At 52.4% G+C, this 20656-nt stretch carries 19 protein-coding genes; 13 read left to right on the top strand and 6 right to left on the bottom strand.

The genetic code is table 11. The features are described 5' to 3' along the window. The 9 genes from murD (at position 1) to lpxC (ending at position 10455) form a co-directional block, all read left to right on the top strand. Positions 1–1317: a UDP-N-acetylmuramoyl-L-alanine--D-glutamate ligase gene (gene murD / locus IG609_RS16975; protein ID WP_193398261.1), complete on the top strand. Its 1317-nt coding sequence runs from the start codon at positions 1–3 to the stop codon at positions 1315–1317. Then, positions 1317–2519 carry a cell division protein FtsW gene (ftsW, locus tag IG609_RS16970; RefSeq protein ID WP_102117359.1) on the top strand — a complete coding sequence of 401 codons (1203 nt, stop codon included), beginning with the start codon at positions 1317–1319 and terminating at the stop codon, positions 2517–2519. Before murD ends, ftsW begins: the two co-directional genes overlap by 1 nt. Beyond that, positions 2516–3607 (top strand): undecaprenyldiphospho-muramoylpentapeptide beta-N-acetylglucosaminyltransferase, encoded by a 1092-nt coding sequence (gene murG / locus IG609_RS16965; RefSeq protein WP_193398262.1) that lies wholly within the window; start codon positions 2516–2518, stop codon positions 3605–3607. Before ftsW ends, murG begins: the two co-directional genes overlap by 4 nt. A 62-nt stretch (positions 3608–3669) precedes the next feature. Continuing rightward, entirely contained in the window at positions 3670–5130 is a 1461-nt protein-coding gene (gene murC / locus IG609_RS16960; protein ID WP_193398263.1) for a UDP-N-acetylmuramate--L-alanine ligase, read from the top strand. A gap of 8 nt (positions 5131–5138) precedes the next feature. After that, complete coding sequence (locus IG609_RS16955; RefSeq protein ID WP_193398264.1) at positions 5139–6059, top strand: D-alanine--D-alanine ligase; 921 nt, start codon at positions 5139–5141, stop codon at positions 6057–6059. Position 6060: 1 nt separating this feature from the next. Continuing rightward, the gene (gene ftsQ, locus IG609_RS16950; RefSeq protein WP_102117355.1) at positions 6061–6903 is read left to right on the top strand and encodes a cell division protein FtsQ; all 843 of its coding nucleotides are present in this window, start codon (positions 6061–6063) and stop codon (positions 6901–6903) included. A 53-nt stretch (positions 6904–6956) separates the two neighbouring features. Then, positions 6957–8213: a cell division protein FtsA gene (ftsA, locus tag IG609_RS16945; RefSeq protein ID WP_102117354.1), complete on the top strand. Its 1257-nt coding sequence runs from the start codon at positions 6957–6959 to the stop codon at positions 8211–8213. A 68-nt stretch (positions 8214–8281) separates the two neighbouring features. Then, the gene (ftsZ, locus tag IG609_RS16940; RefSeq protein WP_116163731.1) at positions 8282–9433 is read left to right on the top strand and encodes a cell division protein FtsZ; all 1152 of its coding nucleotides are present in this window, start codon (positions 8282–8284) and stop codon (positions 9431–9433) included. Between the two features lie 104 nt (positions 9434–9537). Continuing rightward, on the top strand, positions 9538–10455 hold the full coding sequence (gene lpxC / locus IG609_RS16935) for a UDP-3-O-acyl-N-acetylglucosamine deacetylase (RefSeq protein WP_039490971.1): 918 nt from the start codon (positions 9538–9540) through the stop codon (positions 10453–10455). Positions 10456–10473: 18 nt separating this feature from the next. Here lpxC and IG609_RS16930 read toward each other — a convergent pair whose 3' ends face one another. Next, positions 10474–11001, bottom strand: coding sequence for a DUF721 domain-containing protein (locus tag IG609_RS16930; protein ID WP_193398265.1), 528 nt, complete (start codon positions 10999–11001; stop codon positions 10474–10476). A gap of 26 nt (positions 11002–11027) precedes the next feature. Between IG609_RS16930 and secM the strand changes: the two genes are divergently transcribed. The 3 genes from secM (at position 11028) to mutT (ending at position 14842) form a co-directional block, all read left to right on the top strand. Continuing rightward, a complete protein-coding gene (gene secM / locus IG609_RS16925; protein ID WP_193398266.1) occupies positions 11028–11543 on the top strand; it encodes a secA translation cis-regulator SecM in 516 nt (171 codons plus the stop codon). A 111-nt stretch (positions 11544–11654) separates the two neighbouring features. Further along, positions 11655–14357 carry a preprotein translocase subunit SecA gene (gene secA, locus IG609_RS16920; protein ID WP_193398267.1) on the top strand — a complete coding sequence of 901 codons (2703 nt, stop codon included), beginning with the start codon at positions 11655–11657 and terminating at the stop codon, positions 14355–14357. Positions 14358–14446: 89 nt separating this feature from the next. After that, entirely contained in the window at positions 14447–14842 is a 396-nt protein-coding gene (gene mutT, locus IG609_RS16915; protein WP_193398268.1) for an 8-oxo-dGTP diphosphatase MutT, read from the top strand. A gap of 44 nt (positions 14843–14886) precedes the next feature. Here mutT and yacG read toward each other — a convergent pair whose 3' ends face one another. From yacG to coaE, 3 genes are all read right to left on the bottom strand, one after another. Further along, positions 14887–15081 carry a DNA gyrase inhibitor YacG gene (gene yacG / locus IG609_RS16910; protein ID WP_039483526.1) on the bottom strand — a complete coding sequence of 65 codons (195 nt, stop codon included), beginning with the start codon at positions 15079–15081 and terminating at the stop codon, positions 14887–14889. A 75-nt stretch (positions 15082–15156) separates the two neighbouring features. Further along, complete coding sequence (gene zapD, locus IG609_RS16905; RefSeq protein WP_193398269.1) at positions 15157–15909, bottom strand: cell division protein ZapD; 753 nt, start codon at positions 15907–15909, stop codon at positions 15157–15159. Beyond that, a complete protein-coding gene (gene coaE / locus IG609_RS16900) occupies positions 15902–16528 on the bottom strand; it encodes a dephospho-CoA kinase (RefSeq protein WP_193398270.1) in 627 nt (208 codons plus the stop codon). Before coaE ends, zapD begins: the two co-directional genes overlap by 8 nt. Before the next feature lie 292 nt (positions 16529–16820). Between coaE and IG609_RS16895 the strand changes: the two genes are divergently transcribed. Further along, the gene (locus IG609_RS16895) at positions 16821–17861 is read left to right on the top strand and encodes a GMP reductase (protein ID WP_010681506.1); all 1041 of its coding nucleotides are present in this window, start codon (positions 16821–16823) and stop codon (positions 17859–17861) included. 107 nt (positions 17862–17968) lie between these two features. Here the strand turns inward: IG609_RS16895 and hofC are convergent, their stop codons facing one another. Then, positions 17969–19174, bottom strand: a complete 1206-nt coding sequence (gene hofC, locus IG609_RS16890; protein ID WP_193398271.1) for a protein transport protein HofC — start codon at positions 19172–19174, stop codon at positions 17969–17971. Next, positions 19171–20655 (bottom strand): type II secretion system protein GspE, encoded by a 1485-nt coding sequence (gene gspE / locus IG609_RS16885; protein WP_193398272.1) that lies wholly within the window; start codon positions 20653–20655, stop codon positions 19171–19173. The genes hofC and gspE overlap by 4 nt, the downstream gene beginning before the upstream one ends. Position 20656: the final 1 nt, after the last annotated feature.

Below are 20656 nucleotides of genomic sequence, written 5' to 3'. Positions count from 1 at the left end.
ATGGTGGACTATCAGGGTAAAAAAGTCGTCATTATCGGGTTGGGTCTGACTGGGCTATCCTGTGTTGATTTCTTTCTCGCGCGCGATGTCGTACCGCGCGTAGTGGATACCCGTATCAGTCCGCCAGGTTTGGATAAACTGCCGGAGCAGGTGGAACGACACCTTGGTAGCCTGAATGAAGACTGGTTGATGAACGCTGATTTGATTGTCGCCAGCCCCGGTGTTGCGTTGGCGACGCCGATTCTGTGTGACGCTGCCGACGCTGGCATTGAGATCGTTGGCGATATCGAACTGTTCTGCCGTGAAGCGCAGGCTCCGATTGTGGCGATTACCGGTTCTAACGGTAAAAGCACGGTGACGACGCTGGTCGGTGAAATGGCGCGTGCCGCAGGCTGGCTGGTGGGGGTGGGTGGCAACATCGGCCTACCTGCACTGCAACTGCTTGAACAGCCTGCTCAACTGTATGTACTGGAACTGTCGAGTTTCCAACTGGAAACGACGAGTAGCCTGCACGCCGCGGCGGCAACCATTCTGAACGTGACGGAAGATCACACCAACCGTTATCCGTTTGGTCTACAGCAGTATCGCGCGGCGAAATTGCGTATTTATGAACGCGCGGAGTTGTGTGTTGTGAATGCCGACGATGCGCTGACCATGCCGGTTCGCGGTGCGGATGCGCGCTGTCGCAGTTTTGGCGTCGATGTTGGCGATTACCATCTTAACCGCCAGCAGGGCGAAACCTGGCTGCGGGTCGACGGCGAACGTGTGCTCAATACCCGTGAAATCAAGCTGGTCGGGCAGCACAATTATACCAATGCGTTGGCAGCGCTGGCGCTGGCTGACGCAGTGAAGATTCCACGTGCGTCTGCGCTGACGGCGTTGACGTCATTTACCGGATTGCCCCATCGCTTTCAAATGGCTTTTGAGCGTAATGGCGTGCGGTGGATCAATGACTCTAAAGCGACCAATGTGGGCAGCACCGAGGCTGCATTGAGCGGTTTAGCGGTGGAAGGCACGCTGCATCTGCTGTTAGGCGGTGACGGTAAATCTGCTGATTTCTCGCCGCTAGTGCCGTATTTGCAGGGTGAGCACATTCATTTGTATTGCTTCGGCCAGGATGGGCAACAGTTGGCTGCGTTGCGCCCGGAAATTGCCGAGCAGACTGAAACAATGGAACAGGCAATGCGCGTTATCGCCGAACGCGTTAAGCCGGGCGATATGGTGCTGTTGTCGCCAGCCTGCGCCAGCCTGGATCAGTTCCGCAGTTTTGAACAGCGAGGCGATGAATTCGCTCGTTTGGCGGAGGAATTAGGCTGATGCGGTTCTTCGGGCTGGCGTTTATCGAGCGCATCAAGAGCTGGGTGATGGGAACGCGCGAAAGCGATACGCTCAGCATTGTTCTGTATGACAGAACATTGGTGTGGTTGACACTTGGGCTGGCCGTGATTGGTTTTGTGATGGTGACGTCGGCTTCTATGCCTGTCGGGCAGCGGCTTGCTAGTGATCCGTTCTTGTTCGCGAAGCGTGATGCGATTTATCTGGGGTTGGCATTTGGCTTGTCGTTAATCACGCTGCGTGTCCCGATGGAGATATGGCAACGTTACAGCCCGGTGCTGCTACTGCTCTCCATGGTCATGCTGCTGGTGGTGCTCGCAGTAGGAAGCTCGGTGAACGGTGCATCACGTTGGATTTCGCTGGGGCCATTGCGCATCCAACCTGCGGAATTATCCAAGCTGGCGCTGTTTTGCTACCTGTCCAGCTACATGGTGAGAAAAGTTGAAGAAGTACGAAATAACTTCTGGGGCTTTTGCAAACCGATGGGTGTGATGGTGGTGTTGGCGGTGCTGCTGCTGGCGCAGCCTGACCTCGGTACCGTGGTTGTTCTGTTTATTACGACACTGGCGATGTTGTTTCTGGCTGGTGCCAAAATGTGGCAGTTTCTAGCGATCATTGGTTCCGGTGGGTTTGCTGTTGGCCTGCTGATTGTGGCTGAACCCTACCGTATGCGCCGTGTGACGTCTTTCTGGAATCCATGGGACGATCCGTTCGGCGATGGCTACCAATTAACGCAGTCCCTGATGGCGTTTGGACGCGGTGAATTCTGGGGACAAGGGCTGGGAAATTCAGTACAGAAACTGGAGTATTTACCAGAAGCGCATACCGATTTCATTTTCTCCATTTTAGGTGAAGAACTCGGCTATATCGGTGTGGTTTTAGCGTTGTTAATGATATTCTTCGTCGCTTTTCGCGCGATGTCTATCGGGAAGCGAGCGCTGGAGATCGATCAGCGTTTTTCGGGCTTTCTGGCATGTTCGATCGGCGTTTGGTTCAGCTTTCAGACGCTGGTAAATGTTGGCGCGGCAGCGGGAATGTTGCCGACAAAAGGGTTAACGCTACCGCTGATCAGTTATGGCGGTTCCAGTTTGCTGATTATGTCGACGGCGATTGTGTTGTTGTTACGCATTGATTTTGAAACGCGTCTGACGAAAGCGCAGGCGTTTACGAGAGGTGCCCGATGAGTGGCGAAGGCAAGCGTTTGATGGTGATGGCTGGCGGTACGGGTGGGCATGTCTTCCCTGGGCTGGCGGTTGCGCACCACCTGATGGCGCAGGGCTGGCAGGTTCGCTGGTTAGGTACGGCGGATCGTATGGAAGCTGATTTGGTGCCTAAGCATGGCATCGAAATTGATTTTATCCGCATTTCTGGCTTGCGTGGTAAAGGTATTATGGCGCAGTTAAGTGCGCCGATTCGTATTTTTCAGGCCGTGCTTCAGGCTCGCGCGATTATGCGCCGCTACCAGCCTGATGTGGTGCTGGGTATGGGCGGTTACGTTTCCGGCCCTGGCGGCTTGGCAGCCTGGCTGTGTGGCATTCCGGTCGTACTGCATGAGCAGAACGGTATTGCAGGGCTGACCAACCGCTGGTTATCCCATATCGCAAAAAAGGTATTGCAGGCATTTCCGAGCGCGTTTCCCAACGCAGATGTTGTGGGGAATCCGGTCAGAACCGATGTGCTGGCATTGCCTGCCCCAGAAACACGATTAGCCGATCGCTCAGGCCCTGTGAGGGTGCTGGTTGTGGGGGGGAGTCAGGGCGCAAGAGTGCTGAATCAAACGCTACCCGGCGTTGCAGCACAGTTGGGCGATCGCGTGACGGTTTGGCATCAGGTTGGTAAAGGGGCGTTATCAACCGTTCAACAGGCCTATCAGGATGTTGGGCAGACGCAGCACAAGATTACCGAATTTATTGATGACATGGCGGCAGCTTACGCCTGGGCGGATGTGGTGGTGTGCCGCTCCGGCGCATTAACCGTCAGTGAAATTGCGGCGGTGGGGCTACCGGCACTGTTTGTTCCGTTCCAGCATAAAGATCGGCAGCAGTACTGGAATGCGCTGCCGTTGGAAAAGGCAGGTGCGGCAAAAATTATTGAGCAGCCACAGTTCAGCGTGGCGGCTGTTAGCGATGTGCTATCCAGTTGGGATCGCACAACCTTGCTGACAATGGCACAAAAAGCCCGCGCAGTGGCCATTCCAGATGCAACCGACCGGGTTGCGGCGGAAGTCAGTGCAGCGGCAGGCAGTCGGGCCACACATGTGGCTCATGGTTAATTAATACAACGTTGTCGGACATAAGGCTGTGCGACGACGCTACAAGGTAGCGATAGAATAAAGTGAATACTCAACAACTGGCGAAACTACGTTCAATCGTGCCCGAGATGCATCGCGTCCGACACATACACTTTGTCGGCATCGGCGGTGCTGGCATGGGTGGTATCGCTGAAGTGTTGGCCAACGAAGGTTATGAAATTAGCGGTTCCGATCTGGCTCCAAATGCGGTGACGCAGCAGTTGACTGAACTTGGCGCGCAGATTTACTTCCACCACCGTGCGGAGAATGTTCTGAACGCCAGCGTGGTGGTGGTGTCGAGTGCGATTACTGCGGATAACCCTGAGATTGTCGCCGCACATGACGCTCGTATTCCGGTGATCCGTCGTGCTGAGATGTTGGCGGAACTGATGCGTTTTCGTCACGGTATTGCGATTGCGGGTACGCACGGTAAGACGACGACAACGGCGATGGTCACCAGTATTTACGCGGAAGCAGGGTTAGACCCGACGTTTGTGAATGGCGGATTAGTGAAGGCGGCAGGAACGCATGCGCGTTTGGGCTCAAGCCGCTACCTGATTGCGGAAGCGGATGAAAGCGATGCGTCTTTCCTGCATTTGCAGCCGATGGTGGCGATTGTGACTAACATTGAAGCCGACCATATGGATACCTATCAGGGCGATTTTGAGAACCTGAAGCAGACGTTCATCAATTTCCTGCACAACCTGCCGTTTTACGGACAAGCGGTGATGTGTATTGATGATACGGTAATCCGTGAGTTGCTCCCGCGTGTAGGTCGTCATATCACCACGTATGGTTTTAGCGATGATGCTGATGTGCGTGTTGCTGGGTATCGCCAAACTGGCGCGCAAGGGCACTTTACGCTGGAGCGGAAAGATAAACCGCTGCTAAACGTTACGCTGAATGCACCGGGGCGTCACAATGCGCTCAACGCGGCGGCGGCGGTTGCTGTGGCGACCGATGAAGGGATTGATGATGAGGCGATTCTACGCGCCCTTGAGCGTTTTCAGGGCACTGGCCGTCGCTTTGATTTTCTCGGTGAATACCCGCTTGAGTTGGTTAACGGGCAAAGCGGCACGGCGATGTTGGTGGATGATTACGGCCACCATCCGACGGAAGTCGACGCCACGATTAAAGCTGCCCGTGCTGGGTGGCCGAATAAGCGGTTGGTCATGATTTTTCAGCCGCATCGCTATACGCGAACCCGCGATTTGTATGATGATTTCGCGCACGTGCTATCACAGGTTGACGTGCTGCTGATGTTGGATGTGTATTCCGCCGGAGAGTCGCCGATTCCAGGCGCGGACAGCCGTTCGCTGTGCCGTACGATTCGTGGAAGAGGTAAGATTGATCCGATTCTGGTGACGGATGTGGATACTTTACCTGAACTGTTGTCACAGGCGCTGCGAGGTGAAGACCTGATTTTGGTTCAGGGTGCCGGCAACATCGGTAAATTGGCGCGTAAACTGGCTGATTCCAGATTACAGCCGCAGATGAGTGAATGAGGAACATCATGACTGAGAAAGTTGCTGTATTGCTTGGTGGAACCTCTGCCGAACGTGAAGTGTCGTTACTTTCCGGTCAGGCGGTTTTGGCTGGCCTGAAAGAAGCGGGCATCAACGCACATGCGGTTGATACCCGTAACGTCTCTGTGACGACGTTAAAGGAACAAGGCTTTACCAAGGTTTTCATCGCGTTGCATGGGCGTGGTGGTGAAGACGGCACATTGCAGGGCGTTCTGGAATTCCTAGGGCTGCCTTATACTGGCAGCGGTGTCATGGCATCCGCACTAACGATGGATAAACTCCGCACCAAACAGGTGTGGCAAACGGTGGGATTGCCTGTATCGCCATACGTGGCGCTGGATCGTCGCCAATATTCAGAAACGGCGGCAAACGCCTTGTTGGCGAAGTTCACCCATCTCGGATTGCCGTTGATCGTCAAGCCAAGCCGTGAAGGTTCCAGCGTTGGCATGAGCAAAGTGAATACGCTTAGCGAGCTGCCTGCGGCACTGGAAGAAGCATTCCGTCACGACGATGATGTTCTGGTCGAGAAATGGCTGAGTGGCCCAGAGTATACGGTTGCTATTCTAGGTGATGACGTGTTGCCTTCTATTCGTATTCAGCCTGCGGGTACGTTTTACGATTATGAAGCGAAATATCTATCGGATGATACGCAGTATTTCTGTCCGAGTGGTTTGCCGGACGAGCAAGAGCAGGCGTTAGCGGGACTGGCAATGGCGGCTTATCGTGCGGTGGATTGTAGTGGGTGGGGGCGCGTCGATTTTATGCTGGATAGCGACGGCGCCTTCTATCTACTTGAAGTGAATACGTCTCCAGGTATGACGAGCCACAGTCTGGTTCCTATGGCGGCGCGCCAACGCGGGCTGACTTTCTCACAACTGGTCGTGAAAATTTTAGGGCTTGCTGGCTGATATGTCGCAGGCAGCGCTGAATACACGCGGACGAGAGCCTGAAACGAAAGGAACACGTCGCAGTAATGGAGGCCAACTGGCAGGGATGATTTTCCTGCTGATGGTGATAGGGACGATCGTTTGGGGAAGTTGGATGGTTGTGGGGTGGATGAAAGACGCCAGCCGCTTACCGCTCTCCCGCATGGCAGTGACAGGGGAAAGGCAGTACACCACCAACGACGATATCCGTCAGGCGATTTTGTCGTTGGGGTCGCCGGGAACGTTCATGACACAGGATGTGAACGTGATCCAGCAGCAGATCGAGCGTCTGTCGTGGATAAAACAGGCTAGTGTACGTAAGCAGTGGCCGGACGAATTAAAGATTCATTTGGTTGAGTATGTTCCGGTAGCGCGTTGGAATGATCAGCTAATGGTTGATGCAGAAGGAAATTCGTTCAGTGTACCTGCCGAACGTATTGGCAATCGTAAGATGCCATTGCTGTATGGTCCGGAAGGCAGTGAGGCAGAAGTTCTGGAAGGCTATCGTGCAATGAATCAGACGCTAGCCGCCGCGAAGTTTACGTTAAAAATGGTGGCGATGAGTGCGCGGCATTCGTGGCAACTAGGATTAGACGATGATACTCGCCTTGAGTTAGGGCGGGACGATAGGGCCAAACGTCTGCAACGCTTTATCGAGCTGTATCCGCTGTTGCAGCGGCAGGCTCAGAGCGAAAACAAACGTATCAGCCATGTGGATTTGCGGTATGACAGCGGGGCCGCGATAGGTTGGGCTCCTGCCTTGCTTGATCAACAACATGGTGATCAACCACAACACGGTGATCGGCAACGAGTTGGTCAGCAATAAGACATTGATCAGCAAAAGAACAGTAACCAGAAATAGGCACAGGCTAAACAACAATGATCAAGTCGACGGACAGAAAACTGGTAGTTGGGCTGGAAATCGGTACAGCAAAAGTGGCTGCGCTGGTAGGGGAAGTTCTGCCCGACGGCATGGTCAACATTATTGGCGTAGGCAGTTGCCCGTCACGCGGTATGGATAAAGGCGGCGTAAACGATCTGGAATCGGTCGTTAAATGTGTGCAGCGCGCTATTGATCAGGCTGAGTTGATGGCAGACTGCCAGATCTCCTCCGTGTATCTGGCGCTGTCGGGAAAACACATCAGTTGCCAGAATGAAATAGGGATGGTGCCTATTTCAGAAGAAGAAGTGACACAGGACGATGTGGAAAGCGTGGTGCATACCGCTAAATCTGTGCGCGTGCGTGATGAACATCGTGTTCTCCATGTGATTCCACAGGAGTACGCGATCGATTATCAGGAAGGGATTAAAAACCCAGTTGGCTTATCCGGCGTGCGCATGCAGGCGAAAGTCCACCTGATAACCTGCCATAACGATATGGCGAAGAACATTGTTAAAGCCGTTGAACGCTGCGGTTTAAAGGTCGACCAACTGATTTTTGCGGGACTGGCTTCCAGTTATGCGGTTCTGACTGAAGACGAACGTGAGTTGGGTGTGTGCGTTGTGGATATCGGCGGCGGTACAATGGACATTGCGGTCTATACCGGCGGTGCATTGCGACACACTAAAGTGATTCCGTATGCGGGCAATGTAGTTACCAGCGATATTGCCTATGCATTTGGCACGCCGCCGACGGATGCCGAAGCGATCAAGGTACGCTACGGTTGTGCATTAGGCGCGATCGTCGGCAAAGATGAGAATGTGGAAGTCCCGAGTGTTGGAGGACGTCCACCCCGAAGTCTGCAAAGGCAGACATTAGCGGAAGTGATTGAACCACGTTACACCGAGCTGTTGAACTTGGTGAACGATGAACTTTTACAGTTGCAGGAGCAGTTGCGTCAACAAGGCGTGAAACACCATCTGGCGGCAGGGATCGTGCTGACCGGCGGTGCCGCGCAAATAGACGGTCTGGCGGCCTGTGCGCAGCGTGTGTTCCATACACAGGTGCGTATTGGACAACCAATGAATATAACAGGGCTGACGGATTATGCCCAAGAGCCTTATTACTCAACGGCGGTTGGGTTGCTGCATTACGGAAAAGAATCTCATCTGGGTGGTGAGCATGAAGTCGAAAAACGTGCCTCAGTGAGCAACTGGTTCAAGAGAATCAACAGCTGGTTGAGGAAAGAATTTTAATTTTATCAAAGAGATCACTTGGCACAGTTTTATGATCTCGCAGTTACAGGCACAAACGGAGAGAAATTATGTTTGAACCAATGGAATTAACCAACGACGCGGTGATTAAAGTCATCGGCGTCGGTGGCGGCGGTGGTAATGCCGTCGAACACATGGTGCGTGAGCGCATCGAAGGCGTCGAATTCTTCGCGGTCAACACGGATGCGCAGGCATTACGCAAAACGGCTGTTGGCCAGACGATTCAGATCGGCAGTGGCATCACGAAAGGTCTGGGTGCAGGCGCTAACCCCGAAGTTGGCCGTAATTCGGCTGAAGAAGATCGTGAAGCACTGCGTTCAGCACTGGAAGGTGCGGACATGGTGTTTATCGCCGCAGGTATGGGCGGTGGTACAGGTACAGGGGCTGCGCCAGTTGTTGCCGAAGTTGCAAAAGACCTGGGCATTCTGACCGTCGCTGTCGTGACCAAGCCTTTCAACTTTGAAGGCAAAAAGCGTATGGCATTTGCGGAGCAGGGTATCGCCGAGCTGTCTAAGCACGTCGACTCGCTGATCACCATTCCAAACGACAAACTGTTGAAAGTGTTGGGACGCGGTATCTCCCTGCTGGATGCATTTGGCGCTGCAAACGATGTACTGAAAGGCGCGGTGCAGGGTATTGCCGAACTGATCACACGTCCGGGCCTGATGAACGTCGACTTTGCAGACGTGCGTACCGTGATGTCCGAAATGGGTTATGCCATGATGGGTTCCGGTGTTGCGCGTGGTGAAGACCGTGCAGAAGAAGCGGCTGAAATGGCGATCTCTAGCCCACTGTTGGAAGATATCGATCTGTCCGGCGCGCGTGGCGTGTTGGTCAACATCACGGCGGGCTTTGACCTGCGTTTGGATGAGTTTGAGACTGTAGGTAACACCATCCGTGCATTCGCGTCTGATAATGCGACAGTCGTCATCGGTACGTCGCTTGACCCGGAAATGAATGATGAACTGCGTGTCACGGTTGTTGCGACGGGTATCGGCATGGACAAGCGTCCTGAGATTACTCTGGTGACGAACAAGCAGGCCAGCCAGCCTGTGATGGATCATCGTTATCAGCAACATGGTATGACTCCACTGGCGCAGGAAAAACCGGCTGCTAAAGTGGTTAACGACCCGAATCCGCAGACGAATAAAGAGCCAGACTATCTCGATATCCCAGCGTTTCTGCGTAAGCAGGCAGACTAATTTGCTGCCAGATAACGTTGGAATCTCCGCTCTTTGTGCTAAACTGTGCCACCGAGCCTGGTGTATACTAGGTCGGTAGGTTCAGTAACATGCGAGATAAAATGATGATCAAACAACGTACATTAAAACGTATTGTTCAGGCGACTGGTGTCGGGTTACATACCGGCAAGAAGGTCACGTTGACCATGCGTCCTGCACCGGCAAATACCGGGGTCATCTATCGCCGCACAGACTTGAATCCCCCGGTTGATTTTCCGGCTGATGCAAAATCCGTGCGTGATACCATGCTCTGTACTTGCCTAGTTAATGAGCATGACGTCCGTATTTCTACGGTGGAGCATCTTAACGCTGCGCTTGCAGGGTTGGGCATTGACAATATTGTCATTGATGTTGACGCGCCGGAAATTCCAATCATGGATGGCAGCGCTAGCCCGTTCGTTTACCTGTTGTTAGATGCGGGTATCGAAGAGCTGAATTGTGCCAAGAAATTCGTACGTATCAAACAGCCTGTTCGTGTTGAAGATGGCGACAAGTGGGCCGAGATGAAACCGTTTAACGGCTTCAGTTTGGATTTCACTATCGATTTCAACCACCCGGCGATTGATGCAGGCAACCAGCGTTATCGTTTGGATTTCTCCGCTGATGCGTTTGTTCGTCAGATCAGCCGTGCGCGTACATTCGGCTTCATGCGCGATATCGAATACTTGCAGTCTCGTGGGTTGTGCCTGGGCGGCAGTATGGATTGCGCCATCGTTGTTGATGATTACCGCGTACTGAACGAAGACGGTCTGCGTTTTGAAGATGAGTTTGTGCGCCATAAAATGCTGGATGCCATTGGTGACCTGTTTATGTGTGGCTACAACATCATCGGTGCGTTTTCTGCGTTTAAGTCTGGACACGCGCTGAACAACAAACTGTTGCAGGCTGTGCTGGCAAATCAGGAAGCGTGGGAATACGTCACCTTTGAAGACGAAGCTGAAATGCCGTTGGCATTTAAAGCACCGTCTATCGTGCTGGCGTAACGCTTGAACTTGAAGTAATCACTTCTTATTACGACTGGTTTTACTGGTACTCTCTCCGGCCAGAGAAGCCAGTCGTTCTAATATCTTTCTGAGTTTTTCTGGGCTGTTGCCTGCTAATGTCCTCAATGTCTCCGCACTTTGTTCACTCAACTGACGCAACGGTTTGTCATGGGGATTTTCCGTCGCTGTAATGTCACTATTTTTCACGATTTCATGTCCTTTTGCGGCAAGCGTTGGATTAATCCTGATGTCGATTGAAGCCAATGATGGTAATATTTGTGCGCGTAATGCAGAGAGTAATGCAGGTTGTTCGTAACGTAACCGCATCAACCAACTGGCGTTGGCGGTTTCCAGTATCAGTAAACCTTGCCGGTAATTAGCGACGCGGCACCATGGGTGCAACGGTGCAGGCAATAACCCGCGTACGGCACGGTTGAGTTTTAATAAGGCGATAGCGCGCTGTTGCACATCTTGTAGCGGGCCTTTACCCGACATGGATGCGTTATCAAACAGAAATTCCAGTGATTGTGGGCGGCTATCACGCATAGACTTGGCTCCGGTGGATGTTACTCGTGATTGGTATTCTAAATCGTTGGCGACAATTTGGCAGACGTTATTTTTGGCCGCATCTCTTATTAGGGATGGTCGCGGCGAGTTTTGGCCTGCCGACAAGCCTGAACGACTCACAGGATATCGCTTCACTCCCTAATTCAAGCTCCAGCGTGAGTCGCCAGAATAACGTATCGCTGAACCTTACCGATCTGGTCGCGCTGAAAGAAGCGCATCGGCGCTCGTCCTACAGCGTTGACTACTGGCACCAGCATGCGATTCGTACGGTAATTCGCCACCTTTCTTTTGCGTTGACGACGCCACAGGCGGCTAGTGCCCAGCAAGTTGACGATCTTCAACCTCATTCTCTGGTTTTGCTGGATACGCTAAATGCGTTGCTGACGCAGGATTCCCACCATCCCTTTGTGATCTCCCCGCATGCTGGGCGCGTCACTTTTTATCTTCAGGCATACCATCAAATCGGTATCTGGCTTGCCCAAATCCGCGGCATCCGTGCAGGGCCCTCTCTTCTCAGTTGAAAGTGTAGTGGATAATTAGCTGAAGAAATTACTCTCGTTTTTGCTGAGTTTCTCAGTTTTTCGATGTTGTGTTGCCACTGGATACGTGGCACTTGTGAGATTAAAACTATTATGGTCATGAATATCCTAACCAAAATTTTTGGTAGCCGTAACGATCGTACGCTGCGTCGTATGCGTAAAAATGTTGATGTTATTGGTCGTTTAGAGCCAGAAATGGAAAAACTTTCAGATGAGGAACTGCAAGCGAAAACGCAGGAGTTCCGTGCCCGTCTGGAAAAAGGTGAGTCTCTGGAGAACCTGCTGCCGGAAGCCTTCGCCGTGGTGCGTGAATCCAGTAAACGTGTATTTGGTATGCGCCACTTCGACGTGCAGCTTCTCGGCGGTATGGTACTCAATGAACGCTGTATCGCGGAGATGCGCACTGGTGAAGGTAAAACGCTGACGGCAACGCTGCCTGCGTACCTGAATGCGCTGACTGGTCGTGGCGTACACGTAGTTACCGTGAACGATTATCTGGCACAGCGTGATGCCGAAAATAACCGTCCGTTGTTTGAATTCCTTGGCCTGAGCGTTGGTATCAACCTGCCGGGAATGCCTGCTCCAGCGAAGCGTGAAGCCTATGCGGCAGACATCACTTATGGTACCAATAACGAATACGGTTTTGACTACCTGCGTGACAACATGGCGTTCAGCCCAGAAGAGCGCGTGCAGCGTAAATTATACTACGCGCTGGTGGATGAGGTTGACTCCATCCTGATCGATGAAGCACGTACGCCGCTGATCATTTCTGGCCCGGCTGAAGACAGCTCTGAGCTTTATATCAGCGTCAATAAAATCATCCCTCACCTGATCCGTCAGGAGAAAGACGATTCGGATACCTTCCACGGCGAAGGCCACTTCTCTGTTGATGAGAAAGCGCGTCAGGTTAACCTCACCGAGCGTGGTCTGGTTCTGGTAGAAGAACTGCTGGTGCGGGAAGGCATTATGGAGGAGGGCGAATCACTGTACTCGCCGACGAACATCATGCTGATGCACCATGTTACCGCTGCGCTGCGTGCGCACGTGCTGTTTACCCGCGATGTGGACTACATTGTGAAAGACGGTGAAGTGATCATCGTCGACGAACATACTGGCCGTACCATGCAGGGGCGTCGCTGGTCCGATGGCTTGCATCAAGCTGTGGAAGCGAAAGAGAAGGTGGCCATTCAGAATGAAAACCAGACGCTGGCTTCCATTACCTTCCAGAATTACTTCCGCCTGTATGAAAAACTGGCAGGGATGACCGGTACGGCAGATACCGAAGCATTCGAATTCAGCTCTATCTATAAGCTGGATACGATTGTGGTGCCGACCAACCGTCCGATGGTTCGTAAAGACTTGCCTGACCTGGTCTACATGACCGAGCAGGAAAAAATCGATGCCATCATTGAAGATATCAAAGACCGTTCCGTAAAAGGCCAGCCTATTCTGGTCGGTACGATTTCCATCGAGAAATCCGAAGTGGTTTCTCAGGCGCTCGAAAAAGCGGGGATCAAACACAATGTGTTGAATGCGAAATTCCACGCCATGGAAGCGGACATCGTTGCGCAGGCGGGTCAGTCTGGTGCGGTCACTATCGCGACTAACATGGCCGGTCGTGGTACAGACATCGTATTGGGCGGTAGCTGGCAGGCCGAAGTTGCCCATCTGGAAAACCCGGATGATGCGCAAATTGCAGAAATCAAAGCGGCCTGGAAAGTGCGCCATGATGCTGTATTGGCAGCGGGTGGTTTGCACATTATTGGTACAGAGCGCCATGAGTCTCGCCGTATCGATAACCAACTGCGTGGTCGCTCCGGCCGTCAGGGGGATGCGGGTTCATCACGCTTCTATCTGTCGATGGAAGATGCGCTGATGCGTATTTTTGCCTCCGATCGCGTTTCCAACATGATGCGCAAGCTGGGTATGAAACCGGGCGAAGCGATTGAGCACCCGTGGGTCACCAAGGCGATTGCTAACGCACAGCGTAAAGTGGAAAGCCGTAACTTTGATATTCGTAAACAACTGCTGGAATACGATGATGTGGCGAACGACCAACGTCGTGCGATCTACACACAGCGTAACGAACTGCTGGATGTGTCCGATATCAGTGAAACCATAACCAGTATTCGTGAGGATGTGTTTAAAGCGACTATCGACAGCTATATTCCACCTGAATCTCTGGAAGAAATGTGGGATACGGAAGGTCTGGAACAGCGCTTGAAGAACGACTTCGATCTGGATATGCCGATCAAGGCGTGGCTGGATAAAGAGCCTGAGCTGCACGAAGAAACGCTGCGTGAACGTATTTTCCAGCACGCGCTTGAGGTTTATCATCGCAAAGAAGAAGTGGTTGGCACGGAAGTCATGCGCAACTTCGAGAAAGGCGTGATGCTGCAGACGCTGGATTCCTTGTGGAAAGAGCATCTGGCGGCAATGGATTACCTGCGTCAGGGCATTCATCTGCGTGGCTATGCACAGAAAGATCCGAAACAAGAATATAAGCGTGAGTCGTTCTCTATGTTTGCCGCGATGCTGGAATCACTGAAATATGAAGTGATCAGTACGCTGAGCAAAGTTCAGGTGAGAATGCCGGAAGAAATCGAAGCGCTGGAGCAGCAACGCCGTGAAGAAGCTGATCGTTTGGCGCAGCAGCAGCAGTTTAGCCATCAGGAAGAAGATGGCCTGAATACCGGTTCACCGGCGCAGGCAGACCGTAAAATTGGGCGTAACGATCCTTGCCCATGTGGTTCAGGCAAGAAATATAAGCAGTGCCACGGCCGCTTACAGAAATAATTGACTGCTGAATCCAGTGATTAACATGTGATAAGTAAAAGGCGGTCATTGACCGCCTTTTACTTGATAAGAACCTGATAGGAAGTGTCATGACGCAAAAAAAGTTATCTGTCGCGGTAGGCATCATCCGCAATGCGGATCAGCAATATTTCATTGCTCGCCGCCCTGATGGCGTTCATATGGCAGGGATGTGGGAATTTCCCGGCGGTAAAATTGAAGAAGGCGAAACGCCAGAGCTGGCGCTGATTCGTGAATTGCGTGAAGAAACGGGTATCGAAGCCAGCGCACCACAGCCGCTAAACAACAAAGCGTTTTCTACGCCGGAGAGAATCATCACGCTTCATTTCTTTCTGGTTGAAACGTGGCAGGGGGAACCCTATGGTCGGGAAGGCCAGGAATCTCGTTGGGTGAGCGTAGAAGAATTATGTGAGGAAGAATTTCCGCCAGCAAATGCAGAAATGATCCACTGGCTGAAATCGCTTTAATCTAACGTTACCTGCCTGAAAACCGCTATCGCGAAACGTGGTTGTTACTGCGTTTCGCTCCAGTCTTCACTATCAGAAACCATATCATCACTTGGAATGCGCTTTTCTTCATCAGCCCATTCACCCAAATCGATGAGTTGACAACGTTTGCTGCAAAATGGGCGATAGATGCTAGTTTCATCCCAGATGACCGCCTGCTTGCAAGTTGGGCATTTCACCGTCGTAATTTCTGTTGTCATAAGATTCTTTTTCACTCTATTTGTTACTTAACACATATTGGGTACTTAACGCATTTTGGTTTGTCAGGGCTGAGTCTAGCAGCAGGCCAGTTCAAATGTTAAACGCGGAGGAATGTGGCCGTTTTCGCTATCTAATGGCAGGAAACGGATGGCATAGCGTGTCTTATGGCCTGATATCTGCGGATAGAGTTGATGTTCCTGTTCAAGGCGCAAACGTAGCAGGTCAGCATCGGAGGCATTGTCCTGGAAAAAACCGTTCAGGCTGGTCTGTGGGCGGAACGTGCCAGAATGGCGGATCAGTTCCAGGATCATGTCCAACGCTTGTTTGAGCGGTGATAAGGAGTTAAGCCAGCCGGAAACCAATTTCTCACGCAGTTCCTGAGGCTGGTGCAGCCAGCTATGCAGAGTGGGCAGATCGAAACTACAGCACCCGCCGGGAATACCAAGCCGCTGGCGTACCATGCCAATCAGGCGATCTTCCCGTAAGAATTGCCCCATTCGTTGTGCGGCCATCAACGTACTGGCCAGATCTTTCAACTGGCGTCTCAACGTATGGATGCGCTCCATGTCAACGCCCGGTACATCACTCCATTGCAGCAGTTTTTGCTGTTGCCGTTCCAGTTCTTTCAGCAGCTCGGTACGTACATCTCCACGTTCCAGAACATCGAGCAGTTCGGCGATAGCACGAAAAAATGTTAGAGCGCCTCCCATATCGGTCAGGGAGTGGTTTTGATGTAACTGCTGCAATAATGATTCGATACGCAACCAGGTACGTGTTTTTTCGTTTAGCGGGTATTCGAATAAAATCGTTGAGGGGGCGTCACTCATTCTTAGTCATCCTGTCGGCTGCGGAGGCGGCAAGCTCCAGGTACTGGCGGTGTAATTCCGCAACCTGTGGAGCCAGCTCGTTTGGGCAGCGACTGTTATCAATAATATCATCGGCATAAGCCAGGCGCTGTTCTCGGGTAGCCTGTGCTGCCAGTATGTTTTCTGCTTGTTGCTGGCTGATGCCATCGCGGGCCAGCGTACGTGCAAGCTGTGTTTCTTTGTCTACATCAACGACCAGAATACGCTGTGCCCGCTGCTGTAAACCATTCTCCACCAGTAAGGGGACGACCCACAGAATGTACGGTGCGGATGCAGCCTGAAACTGGGCCTGTGTTTCTTGGTGGATCAACGGATGGAGTAAATTATTCAGCCACTGTTTCTCCTCTGGTGAGGAGAAAATCCGTTGGCGTAGTGCGGCACGGTTCAATGAACCATTAGTATTGAGCATAGCGTCGCCAAACCGGAGCCTGATGGCATCCAGTGCGGGTTCCCCAGGCTCGACTACCTGACGCGCGATAATATCCGCATCAACGATGGTGGCCCCTAATTTGGCAAATTCATCAGCTACGGTGCTTTTTCCGCTGCCGATACCGCCCGTTAAGGCTACGATGTATGTCATTGCACCCGTGTTGAAAAGTTAACATTTCTACTATTTTCAAGGGTGAGGAATATCTTCCCGCCCCCCTGAAGTCAATCAGGTATCAACCGCAGTGTGCTTCACGTTATCACTTGCTGGGTGATAGGTAAATTTCTCTGATTTTATCCCAAATAAAGTGAAAATCGCAGTCTTGCCGCAGGATTATTCCTGCGTATGATAACGTCACTGGTAAAGGGCATTATTTTTTCAGAAATGATTATGCTCAGTAACGATACTGAGTATTCCGCCGTCATTAACCAGGAACTCGAACCTCATGCGTATTGAAGAAGATTTAAAGTTAGGCTTTAAAGACGTTCTCATCCGGCCAAAGCGTTCGACGCTGAAAAGCCGCTCCGACGTTGAACTGGAACGTCAATTCACCTTCCTCCATGCTGGCGGCAACTGGTCCGGCGTACCGATTATCGCAGCCAATATGGATACCGTGGGTACGTTTAGTATGGCGGAAGTCCTGGCCTCTTTTGATGTTCTGACGGCTGTGCATAAACACTACTCTGTCGAACAATGGTCTCAATTTGTGCAACGCACACCAGCATCGGTATTGCGCCATGTCATGGTCTCGACTGGGACATCTGAGGCTGATTTCATCAAGTTAAAGCAAATCTTGGCGCTGTCGCCTGAGCTGAAATTTATCTGTATCGATGTCGCCAATGGTTATTCCGAGCACTTCGTCACGTTCCTGCAAAAAGCACGCGAGGCTTGCCCAGACAAAGTTATCTGTGCTGGAAACGTCGTGACTGGTGAAATGGTGGAAGAGCTTATCCTCTCCGGCGCGGATATCGTGAAAGTTGGTATTGGCCCCGGTTCTGTCTGCACGACGCGCGTTAAAACGGGTGTAGGTTACCCTCAGCTTTCTGCCGTGATCGAATGCGCTGATGCAGCACATGGTCTCGGTGGGCAAATCGTGAGCGATGGCGGATGCGCCATGCCGGGCGATGTCGCGAAAGCATTTGGTGGCGGAGCCGATTTCGTCATGCTGGGCGGTATGTTGGCAGGACATGATGAATGTGAAGGCACTATCGTTGAAGAAAACGGTGAGAAGATGATGCTGTTCTACGGCATGAGTTCCGCCTCTGCGATGGAGCGTCACGTTGGCGGCGTGGCGGAATACCGTGCCGCAGAAGGAAAAACCGTGAAGTTGCCTCTGCGCGGTCCGGTAGACAATACCGTGCGCGATATTCTTGGCGGCCTGCGCTCGGCCTGTACCTATGTTGGTGCATCCCGTTTGAAAGAGCTGACAAAGCGTACAACGTTTATCCGCGTAGCCGAGCAGGAAAACCGTATTTTCAACGGGTAATTGCCGCTGTTACGCGCCGTCTTTCCGTCCGCTGCTAGCGACGGTGCATACGGCGTAGTTTGTCGCTGTTTGTATGTTGTATTGGTTTGTATGTTGTATTGGCCGGTTCAGGCACCGGCCAATACATTCCCCAACTGGAAGATAGGCAAATACATGCCAATCACCAGCGCCCCGACCATTCCCCCGACGACCATCATCAACAACGGTTCCAGCGTTTGTGTCATCATGTCTGCCTGCTGTTGTACCCGACCTTCATGCCATTCTGCCAGTTGTGTAAAGATCGCATCCAACGCACCGGTTTCTTCCCCCACGCGGATCAGTTGCGGACAGGGCGCAGGGAACAGTATGGCGTGATGCTGTGTGGCATGGTATAGCGACGTCCCCTGATGCAGCTGCGCCTGTATTTGTTGAATTGCGGCCTGATAAAGTGGGTGACGGATCGTCGCGGCGGCATCCAGCCCTTCCGGGAGCGTCAAGCCAGCATGTTGCGTCATGGCGAGAATATGGAATATCTGGTTCAGCGATTTGCCGCGTAACAGGCTGGATACGATAGGAAGCTTCAGCAGCCATTCTTGCTCTCGGGTTTTCCACAATGGCCGTTTCTGCCTCAAGCGGGCGTACCCCACTATCAAACTGCTAAGTACCAGCACCCCAATGAATCCGTAGTCAGATATGACCTCTGCCAGATAAAGCAATTGCCGGGTAAACCACGGCAACGGCGTATCGAACGAGGAATAGAGCGATGCAAACTCGGGAAGAACCAGCGTTAACATCATCATACTGACTAGCATGGCGATGGCTAAAACAAAGCAGGGATAGCGTAACGCTTTGATGACTTTCTGTTGCAGCCTGGACTGTTTTTCTTGCTGCTTGGCGAGCTGTAGACAGCATGCGTCCAGCTTGCCGGTTAGCTCGCCGACGGCAATGAGGGAACGATACAGAACGGGAAAGATGTGAGGATATTCCTGTAGTGCTTCAGACAGTGAGCTTCCCTGAGCAACGTGGGTACGAACATCCCGTAATACGCAGCGCCAGCCGGGGCGCTCGTGCTGTTCCGATACTAGTTTTAATGCTTCCAGCAGTGGTAATCCAGCTTGTAGCAGGGCAGCAAGCTGTTTGATTAACTCACCTAGCTGTTCACGTTTCCAGTAGCGTAGCGACAGGTAATGGCTGGCTTTTACGAGAAGCGGTTGGTAACCCTGTGCAATCAGGCTGGCATAGGCGTGCTGGCGATGTGTGCTAATGAGTTCTCCATCGATAAATTCGCCCTCGGACGTGATGGCCTGCCAGTGATATAAGCGTTGTAGCCTCATTTCGCCTCCTGATTCATTGACCTCTCATCGCCCACCACACGGTAGACTTCAGCAAGTGAGGTCAGGCCGTCGTTGACCAACCCAAGCCCTGCAGCCAGCAACGTTGGAAAACCGGCATGGCGAGAGAGTGCAGATAATTCCCCTGTGCTGGCGTTGCCCGCTAGCGCTGCCTGAAAATCTGGCGTGATAGGCAACAATTCATAGAGCGCGACGCGACCATAGTAGCCAGAAAAACAGTGGCTACAGCCGCGGGCTTGCCAATGTTGCAGTGGCCCTTGCCATACGTTGTTTGGTAGTGAAAGTAGTGGTTCCCCTGGGGTTTTACAGTGCGGGCATAACCGACGTACAAGGCGTTGTGCGATGATGAGTTTTAGCGCCGCAGCTAACAGGTAACCGGGGATGCCCAGATGACTGAGGCGAGTTAACGTTTCTACGGCAGAATTGGTATGCAGCGTTGACATGACCAGATGGCCGGTTTGTGCGGCTTTTACCGCAATTTCTGCGGTTTCAGCGTCACGGATTTCACCGATCATAATGACGTCTGGATCCTGCCGCAGCAGCGCTCGTAAAATTCGGCCGAAGCCCAGTTCGGCTTTGGGATTGATTGCCGTTTGGTTGATGCCCTGCAAGGGAATTTCGACCGGATCTTCCACGCTACAGATATTGCGGCTGCACTCGTTTAGCCAGCGTATCGCGCTGTAAAGCGTGACGGTTTTTCCACTGCCTGTTGGGCCCGTGACTAATAGCATTCCCTGTGAGGCGCTCAGCACGCTAATCACCTGCTGTAACGCCTTTGCGGTTAGCCCGAGTTTATCCAGTGCTAACTCCTGCTGGTGCGTTTGCAGAATACGCAGTACGACTTTTTCGCCTTGTTGTACGGGCAGCGTAGCGATGCGTAATGAGTAGGCTTGTTGATCCAGCGTCAGGCTGAATTGGCCGTCCTGCGGCAATCGCCGTTCAGCGATGTTCAGCTTACCCATGATTTTCAGCCGTGCGGTAATACGGTTTGTCAGTTCGGGCGGCGGTGCGGATATGGCCTGTAGCACGCCGTCAATGCGTAAGCGTACGCGATAGCTGTCCAGTAATGGCTCAAAGTGGATATCAGAAGCGCGACGCTGAACCGCGAGACGCAGCGTTTGATGGATAAATTGTGCAACAGGGGAGTCATCGTCATGATCCTGCTGCCCTGTGCTGTTGTTATGAATATTGTTATGAGTGCTGGCATGGTAGGTTTCTGCGGGCTCGGCAACGGCGTTCACCGGGTTAAGCTGCTGTTCCATTCTGGCTTGTGGCCACTGTTCCACCATAATTCGGCGATTGCTGGCGAAACGCAGCGCGGCAATCATCTCTGCAGAAGGGGAGGCCGTGACGGCGACCGACAGCGTTTGTTCATCGAGACTGAGCAACAATGCCTGATAACGTCGGCACAGCGTCTGTAATTCGCTGAGGGTATGCTCGGAGGAGAAGGAGGAGTCTGTCATG

It is taken from the genome of Pectobacterium quasiaquaticum, assembly GCF_014946775.2.
Classification (GTDB): domain Bacteria; phylum Pseudomonadota; class Gammaproteobacteria; order Enterobacterales; family Enterobacteriaceae; genus Pectobacterium; species Pectobacterium aquaticum.
Note: the sequence above shows the minus strand (reverse complement) of the source record. Positions and strands in the feature narration are given on the sequence as shown.